General features: G+C 61.3%; 20 protein-coding genes and 1 pseudogene. 7 read left to right on the plus strand and 14 right to left on the minus strand.

Going from position 1 to position 13,904, the window contains the following annotated elements:
• Both ACESMT_RS20470 and ACESMT_RS20475 read left to right on the plus strand, forming a co-directional pair.
• Positions 1 to 108 (plus strand): transposase (locus ACESMT_RS20470; protein ID WP_372824689.1); only part of this gene is annotated, 108 nt, incomplete at its 5' end.
• A gap of 61 nt (positions 109 to 169) precedes the next feature.
• Positions 170 to 364, plus strand: coding sequence for a DUF2892 domain-containing protein (locus ACESMT_RS20475; protein WP_372828438.1), 195 nt, complete (start codon positions 170 to 172; stop codon positions 362 to 364).
• Between the two features lie 101 nt (positions 365 to 465).
• Here the strand turns inward: ACESMT_RS20475 and ACESMT_RS20480 are convergent, their stop codons facing one another.
• Positions 466 to 912 carry an OsmC family protein gene (locus tag ACESMT_RS20480; RefSeq protein ID WP_372828439.1) on the minus strand — a complete coding sequence of 149 codons (447 nt, stop codon included), beginning with the start codon at positions 910 to 912 and terminating at the stop codon, positions 466 to 468.
• Between the two features lie 46 nt (positions 913 to 958).
• On the minus strand, positions 959 to 1,819 hold the full coding sequence (locus ACESMT_RS20485) for an MBL fold metallo-hydrolase (RefSeq protein WP_372828440.1): 861 nt from the start codon (positions 1,817 to 1,819) through the stop codon (positions 959 to 961).
• 104 nt (positions 1,820 to 1,923) lie between these two features.
• Here ACESMT_RS20485 and ACESMT_RS20490 point away from each other — a divergent pair, with 104 nt between their 5' ends.
• The 5 genes and pseudogenes from ACESMT_RS20490 (at position 1,924) to ACESMT_RS20510 (ending at position 5,242) form a co-directional block, all read left to right on the plus strand.
• Positions 1,924 to 2,256: an ArsR/SmtB family transcription factor gene (locus ACESMT_RS20490; protein WP_372828441.1), complete on the plus strand. Its 333-nt coding sequence runs from the start codon at positions 1,924 to 1,926 to the stop codon at positions 2,254 to 2,256.
• A complete protein-coding gene (locus ACESMT_RS20495; protein WP_372828442.1) occupies positions 2,253 to 2,687 on the plus strand; it encodes a YeeE/YedE family protein in 435 nt (144 codons plus the stop codon). The genes ACESMT_RS20490 and ACESMT_RS20495 overlap by 4 nt, the downstream gene beginning before the upstream one ends.
• A 22-nt stretch (positions 2,688 to 2,709) precedes the next feature.
• Positions 2,710 to 3,117: pseudogene (locus ACESMT_RS20500) on the plus strand (DUF6691 family protein); the annotation flags it as partial.
• A gap of 39 nt (positions 3,118 to 3,156) precedes the next feature.
• A complete protein-coding gene (locus ACESMT_RS20505; protein ID WP_372828456.1) occupies positions 3,157 to 3,498 on the plus strand; it encodes a TIGR01244 family sulfur transferase in 342 nt (113 codons plus the stop codon).
• A gap of 46 nt (positions 3,499 to 3,544) precedes the next feature.
• Positions 3,545 to 5,242, plus strand: coding sequence for a SulP family inorganic anion transporter (locus ACESMT_RS20510; protein ID WP_372828443.1), 1,698 nt, complete (start codon positions 3,545 to 3,547; stop codon positions 5,240 to 5,242).
• A gap of 58 nt (positions 5,243 to 5,300) precedes the next feature.
• Here ACESMT_RS20510 and ACESMT_RS20515 read toward each other — a convergent pair whose 3' ends face one another.
• From ACESMT_RS20515 to ccoN, 12 genes are all read right to left on the minus strand, one after another.
• Positions 5,301 to 5,555 (minus strand): chaperone modulator CbpM, encoded by a 255-nt coding sequence (locus tag ACESMT_RS20515; protein ID WP_372828444.1) that lies wholly within the window; start codon positions 5,553 to 5,555, stop codon positions 5,301 to 5,303.
• 105 nt (positions 5,556 to 5,660) lie between these two features.
• Positions 5,661 to 6,449 (minus strand): helix-turn-helix domain-containing protein, encoded by a 789-nt coding sequence (locus ACESMT_RS20520; RefSeq protein ID WP_372828445.1) that lies wholly within the window; start codon positions 6,447 to 6,449, stop codon positions 5,661 to 5,663.
• A 29-nt stretch (positions 6,450 to 6,478) separates the two neighbouring features.
• Positions 6,479 to 6,868: a response regulator transcription factor gene (locus ACESMT_RS20525; RefSeq protein ID WP_372828446.1), complete on the minus strand. Its 390-nt coding sequence runs from the start codon at positions 6,866 to 6,868 to the stop codon at positions 6,479 to 6,481.
• Between the two features lie 147 nt (positions 6,869 to 7,015).
• Complete coding sequence (locus ACESMT_RS20530) at positions 7,016 to 7,654, minus strand: response regulator (protein WP_372828447.1); 639 nt, start codon at positions 7,652 to 7,654, stop codon at positions 7,016 to 7,018.
• A complete protein-coding gene (locus ACESMT_RS20535) occupies positions 7,651 to 8,739 on the minus strand; it encodes a PAS domain-containing sensor histidine kinase (protein WP_372828448.1) in 1,089 nt (362 codons plus the stop codon). The genes ACESMT_RS20530 and ACESMT_RS20535 overlap by 4 nt, the downstream gene beginning before the upstream one ends.
• Before the next feature lie 40 nt (positions 8,740 to 8,779).
• Positions 8,780 to 9,058, minus strand: a complete 279-nt coding sequence (locus ACESMT_RS20540) for a hypothetical protein (protein WP_372828449.1) — start codon at positions 9,056 to 9,058, stop codon at positions 8,780 to 8,782.
• Positions 9,059 to 9,069: 11 nt separating this feature from the next.
• Positions 9,070 to 9,342: a FixH family protein gene (locus ACESMT_RS20545; protein ID WP_372828450.1), complete on the minus strand. Its 273-nt coding sequence runs from the start codon at positions 9,340 to 9,342 to the stop codon at positions 9,070 to 9,072.
• Between the two features lie 140 nt (positions 9,343 to 9,482).
• Positions 9,483 to 10,916: a cytochrome c oxidase accessory protein CcoG gene (ccoG, locus tag ACESMT_RS20550; protein ID WP_372828451.1), complete on the minus strand. Its 1,434-nt coding sequence runs from the start codon at positions 10,914 to 10,916 to the stop codon at positions 9,483 to 9,485.
• A 22-nt stretch (positions 10,917 to 10,938) separates the two neighbouring features.
• A complete protein-coding gene (gene ccoP / locus ACESMT_RS20555; protein WP_372828452.1) occupies positions 10,939 to 11,850 on the minus strand; it encodes a cytochrome-c oxidase, cbb3-type subunit III in 912 nt (303 codons plus the stop codon).
• Between the two features lie 9 nt (positions 11,851 to 11,859).
• The gene (locus ACESMT_RS20560; RefSeq protein ID WP_372828453.1) at positions 11,860 to 11,997 is read right to left on the minus strand and encodes a cbb3-type cytochrome oxidase subunit 3; all 138 of its coding nucleotides are present in this window, start codon (positions 11,995 to 11,997) and stop codon (positions 11,860 to 11,862) included.
• An 11-nt stretch (positions 11,998 to 12,008) separates the two neighbouring features.
• Entirely contained in the window at positions 12,009 to 12,638 is a 630-nt protein-coding gene (gene ccoO / locus ACESMT_RS20565) for a cytochrome-c oxidase, cbb3-type subunit II (protein ID WP_372828454.1), read from the minus strand.
• Between the two features lie 117 nt (positions 12,639 to 12,755).
• Positions 12,756 to 13,904, minus strand: a 1,149-nt coding sequence (gene ccoN / locus ACESMT_RS20570; protein ID WP_372828455.1) for a cytochrome-c oxidase, cbb3-type subunit I, incomplete at its 5' end; no start/stop codon positions are given.

Raw genomic sequence — 13,904 nt, forward strand, 5'->3', positions numbered from 1 at the left:
AGCGCCATCCAGCTCATCAAGGCCAATGCCCGTGGGTTTCGCAGCTTCACCAACTACCGGGCAAGAATTCTGTTTCATTGCGGTAAGTTGGATTTGGGTTGGGCGTGAGGAAAAATTCACAGTGAAATTAACGAAGAGCCCGAATTTTTAACTGAAAAGGAAGTTGATCATGAAAACCAATGAAGGCGTTCTGGACCGCAGCCTGCGCGTCATCGTGGGGCTTGTCCTGATTGGACTGGCTGCCACCGGCACAGTCGGGTTGTGGGGCTACATCGGGGTCATCCCGCTGGTCACTGGCGCTGTCGGCATGTGCCCTCTTTACAGCTTGCTGGGCATCAACTCCTGCCCGACGCCGCGCCGCTGAGTGCACCACACCGCCCTCTCATGAGCCTTCTCATGATGGCTGCTGACGCGGCGCCTGAGTCACTTCAGAAACTGGCGGGCCGGGAAAGGGCGCGCAAGCTTCTATTTCAAGCGCACACCGCCCGCGTCATACACCTCGACGGTCACCTCGATGCCCGCGCGCACACTCTGGGTGACGGTACAAAATTCCTCGAACTGCTCCAGCACCCGGTCCAGGTGCTCAAGCCGGTCGCCAGCAACTCCAAGCGTGAGCACCGCTTTCATGCGCAGTACCCGCATGCGCCCCTCGGGGTTGCGGCCCACATCGGCCTGAACCTCGCAACGCAGCGGCTCGGGTTTTTGTTTGAACTTGCGCAGGGCAAAAAGCAGGGAGTCGGACAGACAACTGCCAACCGCTGCGGTGAGCAGCTGCACCGGCGAGGGGCCAGTCGCGCTCCCTAGCGGCGGCGGCTCGTCAACCATCAGATCAGGCGCGCCACCTTCAAACGCGACCTTGAAAGCGTAGTCCTTCTCTTGTGTGAGATGAACCAGAACCAGCTTGTCACTCATGGTATCGGCCTTTCTGCGTCTGGGCGCGGCTGATGGGTTGCAATGCTCACAGTGCGTTGAGCGGGATCTTCAGGTAAGACACGCCATTGTTTTCCGGGGGTGGCATCTCGCCGGCGCGGATATTGACCTGCACCGAGGGCAAAATGAGCACCGGCATTTCCAGCGTGGCGTCGCGCGCGGTGCGCATGCGCACAAAATCTTCTTCACTGACGCCATCGTGCACATGGATATTGCCAGCGCGCTGCCTGGCGACAGTGGTCTCCCACGACGGGGCACGCCCCTCGGGCGGATAGTCGTGACACATGAACAGGCGCGTCTCGGCCGGCAGGCTCAGCAGCTTGCGCGTGGATCGGTACAGACTGTGCGCGTCTCCACCGGGAAAGTCGCAGCGCGCCGTACCAACGTCTGGCATGAACAGCGTGTCGCCGACAAAAACCGCGTCACCCACCTGGAAAGCCATACACGCCGGTGTGTGCCCTGGCACCGACAGGGCTTCGGCCGTCAATGCGCCTATGGAAAAAATCTCGCCGTCGCGCAGCAGGTGGTCAAACTGGTGGCCGTCCGGGCGAAACTCAGGTTCGAGATTGAAAATGTCCTTGAACACATTCTGAACATCGGTGATGGCCGCTCCGATGGCAATTTTTCCGCCCAGCTTGCTCCGCAGGTAGTGCGCCGCAGACAGGTGGTCGGCATGGGCATGGGTTTCGAGGATCCAGTCCACGCGCAACTTGTTCTCCTGCACAAATTCGACCAGCTTGTCGGCCGAGGTGGTCCGGGTACGTCCGGACTTGGCGTCGTAGTCCAGCACCGAATCGATGATGGCGCAGGCCGTCCCCTCTTTTTCATGGACGACATAACTCACCGTCCAGGTGGCGGGGTCGAAAAAACTCTGTACGGCTGCAGTCATGAATTACTCCTTGTCGTTGATGTCATTTTTAATATTATATTGACATATATATTATTTGTCAATATACTCGCCCTGTATCAAATCAAATATGGAGCGTTATCACCATGCAGGCAGAAACCACCATGGACATCGACATGTTACGCAGCTCGGCAGAAGAAGCCAGCCGCCTGATGAAAGCACTGTCCAACCCGGCGCGGCTGTTGCTGCTTTGCCAGCTGGCTCAGGGCGAGCAGCGGGTCGGCGAACTGGAAGCGATGGTTGGCATCGTGCAGCCTACGCTGTCGCAACAGCTGGGCGTGCTGCGCGATGAAGGCCTCGTCAGCACCCGCCGCGAAAGCAAGAACATTTATTACCAGATCGACAGCCCTGAGGCGCTGGCCGTTATGAACGTCCTGTATGAGCAGTTTTGCAACACATCCAAAAGGAAAAAGAAATGACCATTGACTGGAACAACTTCACGCCCTGGGCCTCGCTGGCCGGTGGCATCCTGCTGGGTCTGGCCTCGGCCATGTTTATTCTGGTCAATGGTCGCATCCTGGGCATCAGCGGCATCATCGGTGGGCTGTTGCGTCCCAAATCGGGCGACGTGGGCTGGCGCCTGGCCTTTTTGCTGGGCATGCTGGTCGCGCCGCTGCTCTATCTGCTGTTGGCCGGTCCTGCCGCCGTGCGCATAGACGCCGGCTGGGTCACGCTGGTCATCGCAGGGCTGCTGGTGGGTGTGGGCACGCGCTTCGGCTCGGGTTGCACCAGCGGTCACGGCGTCTGCGGTCTGTCGCGCCTGTCTCCGCGCTCCCTGGTGGCCACGCTGGCCTTCATGGGCGCAGGATTTATCACCGTCTATCTGGCGCGCCACGCGCTGGCCGGCTAATCCCTGGCTGCAAGGAAAATCCATGAAACATCGTATCTCTGAATTCGCGGTCGGGCTGCTCTTCGGCATCGGCCTCATCCTTTCCGGCATGACAAACCCTGGCAAGGTCATCGGCTTTCTGGACCTGGCTGGCGCATGGGATCCCTCCCTGGCGCTGGTCATGGGCGGTGCCATTCTTGTTGGCGTGTTCGCGTTTGCGCTGGCCAAAAAGCGGACCACCACATTTCTGGGTGGTGCCCTGCAACTGCCCAGCTCGCGTGACATCGACAAGCGCTTGCTGGCGGGCAGCCTGCTGTTCGGTGCAGGCTGGGGGCTGGCCGGCTTTTGTCCCGGCCCGGCCCTTGTGTCGCTGGGCGGGGGCGAGCCCAAGGCGACCGTTTTTGTGCTGGCCATGCTGGCCGGCATGGCGATTTTTGAGTGGAGGGATCGCCGTGTGAGTGACCCTAAAAAACTGCATTCAGCCCACAAAATGCCAGCTACCCGTTCTCTCAATGCGTCCTTCTCGGTCGCAGGACAACTTCAACCCGGCGACATGGCCGACATGGCTGAGCGAGGCTTCGCATGCGTGATCAACAACCGGCCGGACGGCGAAGGTGGCAGCGCTCAGGCGCTGAGCCGCGACATCGGGCAGGCTGCTCAGGCGGCGGGTATGCACTATGTGTATTTGCCGGTGATCTCGGGTGCCATCACGCCGGAGCAGGTGCACGCCATGCGTGAAGCGCTGAACACCGCGCCCGCTCCCGTGCTGGCCTTCTGCCGGTCGGGCGCACGATCCGCCCAGCTTTACACCCTGTCTCAGGGCCCCGCCTGACAAAGCGCGCCAGAACAGTCTGAGCCAGCCGTTACCAAGGTCATTCATGAACTACCTGCCTGCCTGGCTTCGTGCCTACCGCCCTGCCTGGCTGGCAGGTGACCTGACCGCCGGCCTGATTGTCACGGTCATGCTCATTCCCCAGAGCCTGGCCTATGCCATGCTGGCCGGCTTGCCGCCCGAAGTGGGGCTGTATGCCAGCATCCTGCCGATCGTGGCTTACGCTTTTCTGGGGTCCAGCATGACGCTGGCGGTGGGCCCGGTCGCAGTGGCGTCTTTGATGACCGCCAGCGCCTTGCAACCTCTGGCTGCCGCCGGGTCAGCCGAATACGTCACATTGGCTGCCCAGTTGGCGCTGATCTCGGGCGTCATGCTGCTGGCTTTTGGCGCCTTGCGCCTGGGCTTCCTCGCCCATTTTCTTAGTCATCCTGTCATCAGCGGCTTCATCACCGGCTCAGCCGTATTGATTGCGGTGGGCCAGCTCAAGCACATTCTTGGCGTCCAGGTGGCAGGTTCTGACGTGCTCGAAACCCTCAGAGGACTGGCCAAAGCCTTGCCGCAGACCCAGCCGGCCACGTTGGCTCTCGGCGCGGCCAGTCTGATTTTTTTGCTGGCGTCCCGGCGCTATCTGGCGCCGGTACTGACTCGGCTGGGCATAGCGACCAAGACAGCAGAACTGATGGCCAAACTTGCACCCATGGTGGCCGTCATCGCATCTACCGCCATCGTGGCCTTTTTCGGACTGCATGAATCCGCTGGTGTGCGTATAGTGGGCGCGGTTCCACAAGGTCTGCCGCACTTGAACCTGCAACTGCCCGGCCTGTCCGCGCTGGGGCAGCTGTGGTTGCCGGCTCTGCTCATCACACTGATCGGGTTTGTCGAAAGTGTCTCAGTAGCGCAGTCTCTGGCGCTCAAGCGCCAACAACGTATCCAGCCCAATCGCGAGTTGCTCGGCCTGGGCGCGGCCAACCTGGCCAGTGCACTGTCAGGCGGCTACCCGGTGACCGGCGGTTTCGCGCGCTCGGTGGTAAATTTCGCCGCCGGCGCGCATACCCCGCTCGCAGGTGTGATATCGGCAGCCCTGATGGCGCTGGTGATCTCGGTCATGACAGGCCTGTTTTATTACCTGCCACACGCCGTGCTGGCTGCCACCATCATCGTGGCGGTGACCTCGCTGATTGATCTGCACACACTGAAAGAGGCATGGCACTACGACCGCGCCGATGCCTTGTCGCTGGTGGCCACCGCGTTGGGCGTGGTGAGCATGGGTGTCGAAGTGGGCGTCCTGACAGGCGTGTCGCTATCGCTGGCGGTGCTGGTGTGGCGCAGCAGCCACCCGCACATGGCCGTGGTCGGGCGGGTGCCTGGCACCGAACACTTTCGCAACATCGCACGGCACCAGGTGCAAACCGTCCCTGGCCTGCTCGCCTTGCGCGTTGATGAAAGCCTGATTTTTGCCAACGCGACCGTACTGGAAGACAGAATTGAGGCGCTTCTGGCCCAGGATGCATCGGTGCGGCGCCTGCTGCTGATCTGCTCGGCCGTGAACCAGATCGACAGTACCGCGCTGGGTGTGCTGACCCAGCTTGAACGCAGTCTGGCTGCCCGCGGTATCGCGCTCTGCCTGGCCGAGGTCAAGGGCCCGGTCTGGGACAGGGTAAGCTCAACCGAACTCGGTCGGCGCCTGGAGGGCAAGGTGTTTCTGAGTACGCATGCAGCTTTCGGTCAGGAGAATCCGGACTGAGCGTACCCTGCAGAGGGGCAGCACGGTAGCGCGGCGACCCCTTGCGCCCTCCCTGCTGTTACACCGGAAGCCGGGCGCGCGCCTGCCGCTCAAGCACTTCAATGCGGGTTAGGTAACCCAGCAACAGGCCCACCGTGAAAATGTCCAGGTGGAAATCCGTGCGCAGCCTGCAGGCCTTGCTCAGGGGTTTCGCGTATTCGGCACTGAAAACAGGCCCGGGCTGTGCAGACTCCAGCGGCATCAGCGCACCATAGTCCACCAGTTCATCCAGTTCCGCCGTGCTCATGCCGCTGGCCATTGACAGCTCGTTCAAGCTGACAGTTTTACGGAGGTCCAGGCATTCCCATTCACGCGGTGAGGTCATCACGAATCTCCCTGGGCGATCATCACGCCCTCCATGATCCCGCCAACAAGGCGTTCAGTGCACACGCGACGTGAAAGAGCGGTTCAGGCCGTCAAGGTCAATGATGCGGATATGCCGCTTGTCGACTTCCAGAAGGCGTTGCTGTTGAAAGGCCGAAAACGTCCGGCTCACGGTCTCCAGCGTCATGCCGAGATAACTTCCGATCTCGGCGCGCGTCATTCTCAGGTGGAATTCGGTGGACGAGTAACCGCGCGCCTTCAGCCGCTGGGATAAATTGAGCAAAAAGGCCGCCAGTCGCTCCTCGGCGTTCATGCTTCCCAGCAACACCATCAGGCTGTGCTCACGCACGATCTCGCGGCTCATCAGGCGACTGACTACATGCTGCATGCCTGAATTGGCTGCCGCCATCTCGGTAAAGCGGGAGTAGGGAATGGAGCAGACCTCGGCGTCTTCAATCGCCGTGGTGCTGCTGGCATGCGCGCCATGGGCCACACCGTCCAGGCCCAGCAGTTCGCCCGCCATGTAAAAGCCACTGACCTGCTCGCGTCCGTCGGCCAGCGTGAGGCCCGACTTGAAGGTCCCGCTGCGCACCGCGTAAATAGACTGAAAGCGCTCACCTTCCCGGTAGAGTGTCTGACCAGCCGCGACCTTGCGCCGGCCGAACATCAGGCTGTCCAGACGCTCGACATCGCCGCCTGTCATCCCGCAGGGCAGACAAAGGTCACGCAAATGGCAGCTTGAACAATGGGTTTGCAGCGGCGCGACAGGCACTGCGTGGACCTGCGCCTGACGCGGCACGATGCTAATGGGGGCGGCACAAGCGCTAGGGGCAGCGAAGGGCATGGTTTTTCTCCTTGTTGGATCGGTGGTCTTCAATGCAGGGCATGCAGCGATGCGGTTGCAACAGCCTGCGCGAGTTGATCGGATTCGGAACTCTTGTCGAGAAAGCGCTCGACACCCGCGCTCAGGTAGCGTTTGCGGTAGGCCGGGCCGACGTTGTTGCTGAAGACGACAAAGGCAATACCCGGATCGACCTGGCGCACGGCGCGCAGCACCTGCAGGCCAGTCCCCCCTTCGAGCTGCACATCGAGCACCACCACATCGGGGCGGACCGCCAAAATGCCGTCGATCGAGTCCTGGGGCGTTTCGGCCTGACCGACGACGGTCATCGCGTCGGCGCTCAGTATCTGCGCGACGCGGTCGCGGATCAAGGCCGAATCGTCGGCGAGAAAAACTTTGACGGTAGGTTTGCGACCAAGCATGTCATGACTGTGACCGGGGAAAGAGCGACTTGCCATAGGCGTCGTCCGAACCTGGGCGTAGGACAAATCCGAATCGGCCCTTGTTGCCCAACCGAACGCGCCTGAGAATTGTCTGAGGCGAAAGACCTCCGCGACGCAAACCCGGCGCTACAACGGATCGGTCAAGCCGTGCTTGAGCGCATAGCGCAGCAGCTCGCTCTGGTTGTGCAGCGCCATCTTCTGCATCAGATTGGCCTTGTGGGTACTGATGGTCTTGACGGACAGCTTGAGACGGTCGGCGATGCCGGTCACGGAGGTGCCGGCCACCAGCAGGCGAAACACCTCAAACTCCCGGCTGGACAGGCGATCGTGCGGCAAGCCTTCGCCACCGGGCATGGCGCCGAGGGCCAGCTGCTCTGCAACCTCGGCACTGATAAAGGCACCACCGTCTGCCAGTTTTCGGATCGCCTGCTCCAGCAGCGAAGGCGCGCTCTCCTTGGTCAGGTAACCACTGGCGCCCGACTTGATGGCTCGCACCGCGTACTGCAGCTCCTGGTGCATGCTGAGCACCAGAATACGCAGCTTGGGTTTCTCGGCATGTACCAGCTTGATCAGCTCCATGCCGCTGCGTCCCGGCATCGACAGGTCCAGCATCAACACGTCGAAGCTGAGATCACGCACGCGCTGCATGACCTCGGTACCGTCAGCGGCCTCCCCCGTCACCTGCATGTCCTCCACCGACGAGACGATGCGTTTGAGCCCCTCACGCACGATCGCGTGGTCGTCGGCAATGACGATTCTGATCACGACCCGGTACCCCCGTCGGGCAAGGGAATGTCAACCTTGACGCAGGTGCCGCAACCCGGTTCGCTGTCGATCACCACATGCCCCTTCAGGAGCACGGCCCGCTCGCGCAGTCCCATCAGGCCCAGCGAGTGCGGCTGGCGAGGCGCGCCGGTGGCGAACCCGCGCCCGTTGTCGCGCACAGCCAGCGAAACTCGCCCCGGCAAACGTTCAATCGTGATGTTGACTTCGGAGGCTCCAGCATGCTTGGCCACATTGGCCAGCGCTTCCTGAACGATACGAAACACCGCCGTGGCATACGGTTCATGCAGTTCCAGGGCTTCATCGGCTGAAAGCTCACATGCCACTGCGGTTCGTTGTACGAAACTGTGAACCAGCCATTCCATGGCGGGCACCAGACCCAGGTCATCCAGCAGCAGCGGGCGAAGGTCGGAGGCAATGCGCCGGGTCGCTGCAATGGTGTGGTCCAGCATCGCCAGCATCTCGGTCAGTTTGCTGTGGGCAGGGGCGCCGGCAGCTTGGTCACGCAGCCACATGGTGTCCATTTTCAACGCCGTCAGCGACTGCGCCAGCTCATCGTGCAGCTCGCGCGCCACGCGGGTTTTTTCTTCCTCGCGCACAGCGTTGACGGCGGCGGCAAAAGCACTGCGCTCTTCCTGCGCCCGTACCCGCTCGGTCACGTCGCGCAGAATCACCGTGTAAAGCTTGCCGTCGGCCGTATTCAGCTGGGAAATGGAGGCATCCATGGGAAATTCTTCCCCGCTGGCGCGCAAACCGTGAATCACAGTGCCGTCGCCCATGCGCCTGGAGGTCACCCCGGTGGTGGCAAAGCGGCGAATGTGTTCGGCATGCCCGCGCTGAAACCGTACCGGCATCAACCGGTCCAGCGATTGGCCCAGCACCTGGTCCCTGGGCCAGCCAAAAAGCTTTTCCGCAGCGCGGTTGTAAAGCACAATGCGTTGCGCATGGTCCACCGTGATGATGCCGTCCATGGCCGAATCGAGCAGCCCGCCCAGCAGCGCTGCAGCATCACCGGGGTGGCTTTGCAGAGAGGTAGCGTCCAGACTGCCCGGGGGAGAAAAAAGCATGGCACAGTGTAGCAAGCTGTGCCATTGCGGCTGAGTAAGACTAAGGCGGTGAGACGTCGCCTCGGCTATCGCGCGACAGGCCGCTCTGGTTAAGCTCTGCGGACGAGCTGGACAGCATGACGGTCAGCATGCTTGAAACCATACAAATACCCCAGAAGGCGAAAAAGGCAGCGGTATAAACAGCCTGCCGCGACCAACCGAGCGGCTGCCCTGACCAATGCAGGTCCTGCGGGTCAATCAGCGCGAAAACCAGCAGCTCGAGCCCGCAGGCCGTCAGAAAAGCTGGCCATGCAACCCACATCAATTTTTGCTTGCGCATGGTGACTCCCTTCAACGACCGGCTTGCTCAGCCGTCGGCGTGGCCGCATGGTTGCGGCCCTGTACAGCCGGCATCAACGCCTTGTCCTGGGTGGCCAGCGTCTTGTTGATCTCCAGCCCGCGCCGGTAGTAGTCCTCGGCCACCAGCGGGTCGGGCGCCCGCATAGCCAGCCAAAGTGTGACAAAGCCCGCCACCACCACGATGGCTGGTCCGGCGATGACCATCCATACCAGCGGAAAGGTCCACCACGGTGCGCCCGGCTCCAGGGATTTGTCAGTTTGCATCTTGGCTCCTATTAACAACGCGAAATTCGCGAAGCGACGCTTCTCACCCTCGCCGACTTATGGGAGAGGGCCGGGGTGAGGGTACTGGCATGGCGCATTAATTTCACAATTTGGGTTGGCGTGTCGGCATGCCAGTTAGATCAACGGGGTACGAGGAAAGCAGCTTTTTCCGACACCCGCGCACTGCCGCTGGTGGAAGAAACATCAATCTGCACGGCATGTGAACCAGCCGACGCGCTGCCGTAGGGGAGCTGCAGGCGCACCGCGACCCAGCGCGATTGGGCCGCTTCCACCTCTACCGGCTCCAGCGGGAAAATACTCAAACCTGGCAAGCCGCTGGCTTCAATGCGGTAGCGTTGCAACTGCTCGGTGGCGTTCATGATCTGCAGCCGGTAAACGTTTTCGAGTTGCCCACCCTCGGCGATGCGGGCCAACGAGGTGCGGTCACGCACGACGTCCACCTTCAGCGGTGTACGCACCACCAGGCTGGCCAGCAGGCCGATACACAGCGCGGTCAGCACAGCGGTATAAAGCAGCACCCGGGGCCGCAGTACGCGGCGCAACACCTGACGCGGCGACCAGCGGCCCGCCATGCTGTTTTGTGTGGCATACCGGATCAGCCCGCGCGGCGTGTCCATGCGGTCCATGACGGTGTTGCAGGCATCAATGCACAATCCACAACCAATACATTCGTACTGCAGGCCGTCCCGGATGTCGATACCGGTCGGGCACACCTGTACACACAGTGAGCAGTCGATACAGTCGCCCAGCCCCTGTGCCCGCGCGTCGCTGCCTTTGGCATGCAAACCACGCGGTTCGCCGCGCAACGTGTCATAACTCACAATCAGCGTGTCGCGGTCAAACATCGCACCCTGAAAACGTGCGTACGGGCACATGTACTTGCAGACTTGCTCACGCATGAAACCCGCGTTGCCATACGTTGCGAAGCCGTAGAAAAATACCCAGAACACTTCCCATGAACCCACGCGCATCTGCAAAAAATCAATGCCCAGTTCGCGGATCGGCGAAAAGTAGCCCACAAAGGTGAAGCCGGTCCACATGGCAATGCCGATCCAGACGACGTGCTTGAACCATTTCTTGAACAGCTTTTCGGCAGAAAAGGCGCCCTGGTCAAGCCGCATGCGGGCAATCCGGTTGCCTTCTATCTTGTGCTCCACCCACATGAAAATTTCGGTGTAAACCGTCTGCGGACAGGTGTAGCCGCACCACAGGCGACCGGCCACGGCCGTGAACAGAAACAGCGCCAGCGCCGAAACCACCAGCAGGCCGGTCAGGTAAATCAGGTCCTGCGGGTACAGCACCAGACCAAAGATATAGAAGCGGCGCGCGCCAATATCAAACAGCACCGACTGGCGCTGCCCCCACTCAACCCATGGCAGGCCATAAAACACCAGCTGGGTCAGAAACACCATGGCCCAGCGCCAGCGCGCAAAAATTCCCCGCACACTGCGCGGATAGATTTTTTTGTGCGCGGCATAAAGCGCACCGTCCCCCGGCTCTTCCACCACTGCGATGGGAATGACTTTGCGAACGGGAAGCGGTGCCTCGGGCATGGGGGCGGGTCAATCGCGGAGGTCAGGGCCTGGCCGGCTTGCTGGACAAACCCCACACATAAGACACCAGCACATGAATCTGCGCATCGGTCAACCGGCCCTGCTGCGGCGGCATCTGGTTGGTCTTGCCAGTATTGATGATGGAGATGATGGCTTCCTGCCCGTACCCATGCAGCCACACCTTGTCACTGAGGTTGGGCGCCCCCAGCGCCGGGTTGCCAACGCCACCCACACCGTGGCAAGCTGCGCAGGCGCCGAATTTGCCTTTGCCAAGGCCCGCGCGCAGTGAGTCATGCGGACTACCCGACAGGCTAAGTACATAGTTGGCCACGTTTTTCACGTCGTCTGGCGTACCGACCGCTGCAGCCATGGGCGGCATGACACCAATGCGGCCCTTGTGAATGGTCTCGCTGATTTTTTCCGGTGAGCCGCCGTACAACCAGTCCTGGTCGGTCAGATTCGGAAAGCCTTTGCTGCCACGCGCATCCGAACCGTGACATTGCGCACAATTGTTCAGAAAAAGCCGCTCACCAATGGCCATGGCCTTTGGATCGCCCGCCAGCTTTTCGGCGGGCATGGCGGCGTACGCGGCGTAGACCGGCTCCAGCTCGCGGTTCGCGCTGGCGATGTCTTTGGCATACTCCTGCTGCGTGCTCCACCCAAGCGCACCCTTGAAGCTGCCGAGTCCCGGATAAGCCACCAGATAGCCCAGGCTGAAAATAATAGTCAGCACAAACAGGCCCACCCACCAGCGGGGCATGGGGTTGTTCGCCTCGCGCAAGTCCTCGTCCCATACATGGCCGGTGGTGTTGTCGGTACCCGCCGGCGTTTGCCCGCGCGCCGTCAACCAGAGCAGCAGAATGCAGCCGAGAATGCTGGCCAGGGTCAACACCAGAACGTAGTACGACCAGAAGCCGTTGATAAAGTCGCTCATGGTGCTTGCTCAGTCCTGCTCAAACGGTAGGCGGGCCGCCTCGTCAAAGCTTTTCGCGTTTTTTCGCGACCAGGCCCAGACCAAAATGCCGATAAAGGTAAAAAATGAGGCCAGCGTGGCCGCGATGCGCAATGTGGTGACGTCCATGCGTGATCTCCTTATTTCAGTGCGAGTCCGAGGGACTGCAGGTAAGCCACCAGTGCATCCATCTCGGTTTTTCCGGCGACCTCGGCGGGGGCGGCGGCGATCTGTTCGTCGGTGAAGGGCACGCCCACCTTGCGCAGTGCACGCATGTGGGTCGCGGCCTCGGCCCCACTTAATGGCGCTTTCTCCAGCCAGGGGTAGGCCGGCATGTTGGACTCGGGCACCAGGTCGCGCGGATTGATCAGGTGAATACGCTGCCACTCGTCGCTGTACTTGCCGCCCACGCGGTGCAGGTCCGGCCCGGTGCGTTTGCTGCCCCACTGGAAGGGGTGGTCATACACGAACTCGCCCGCGACCGAGTAGTGGCCGTAGCGCAGTGTCTCGGCGCGAAACGGACGGATCATCTGCGAGTGGCAGTTGTAGCAGCCTTCACGCACGTAAATGTCGCGGCCCAGTACCTGCATGGGGGTGGGCGGCAACATACCAGTAATAGGCTGCGTGGTGGACTTCTGGAAGAACAGCGGCACGATTTCCACCAGGCCACCGATGGCGAGGACGATCAGAATCAGCACGATCATCAGGAAGTTGTTGGTTTCTATCTTCTCGTGCGAGAAGCCTTTTGTTTTTGTATGTGGCTCAGACATGGGTTTTCCTATCAGTTGCACTTGCGGCGGGCCACCGCAGAGCCGGCTTTGCCGGGCTGCTGGTGGCGCCCCATGAGGGGGAGGCGCCGAAGGCGCTTCGTGGGGGGGTGGTACATATCAGGCGTGGGCAGCGGCAGGCAGCGGAATAGGCGCGTCGGCTGTCCGGCCAGAGAGTACCGTCATCCAGACATTCCAGGCCATGACCAGCATGCCGCCCAGGTAAAGCAGGCCGCCAACCAGGCGCACCACGTAGTAGGGGTAGGTGGCCTTGACACCCTGGACGAAGGTGTAGGTCAACGTTCCGTCGGCGTTGACCGCGCGCCACATCAGGCCCTGCATGACACCGGCAATCCACATGGCCGCGATATACAACACGATACCAATGGTGGACACCCAGAAGTGCAGTTCAATCGCCTTGACGCTGTACATCTCGGTGCGGCCATACATGCGCGGGATCAGGTAATACAGCGAGCCCATGGTGATGAGCCCGACCCAGCCCAGCGCGCCGGCATGCACGTGGCCCACAGTCCAGTCGGTGTAATGGCTCAGCGCGTTGACCGTCTTGATCGACATCATCGGCCCCTCGAAGGTCGCCATGCCGTAGAAAGACAGCGACACGATCAGAAAACGCAGGATAGGGTCGGTGCGCAGCTTGTGCCAGGCACCCGACAGCGTCATGATGCCGTTGATCATGCCGCCCCAGCTGGGCGCCAGCAGGATCAGCGAGAACACCATGCCGATGGACTGGGTCCAGTCAGGCAGCGCGGTGTAGTGCAGGTGGTGCGGGCCAGCCCACATGTAGGTGAAGATCAGCGCCCAGAAGTGAACAATGGACAAGCGGTACGAATACACCGGGCGGCCCGCCTGCTTGGGAATGTAGTAATACATCATGCCGAGGAAACCTGCGGTGAGCAGAAAGCCGACGGCATTGTGGCCGTACCACCACTGGACCATCGCATCCTGCACGCCGGCATAGGCAGAGTAGCTTTTCATCCAGCCTGCGGGAATCGCCGCGCTGTTCACGATGTGCAGCAGTGCCACCGCGATGATGAAAGAGGCGTAGAACCAGTTGGCCACGTAAATGTGGCGGACCTTGCGGGTCCCGATGGTGCCGAAGAAAACAATGGCGTAGGCGACCCAGACCAGGGTGATCAGGATGTCAATTGGCCATTCGAGTTCGGCGTATTCCTTGCCCGAGGTGTAGCCCAGCGGCAGGCTGATGGCCGCCGCCACAATCACCGCCTGCCAGCCCCAGAACACAAACGA

Source organism: Polaromonas sp., assembly GCF_041689105.1.
Classification (GTDB): Bacteria; Pseudomonadota; Gammaproteobacteria; order Burkholderiales; family Burkholderiaceae_C; genus Polaromonas.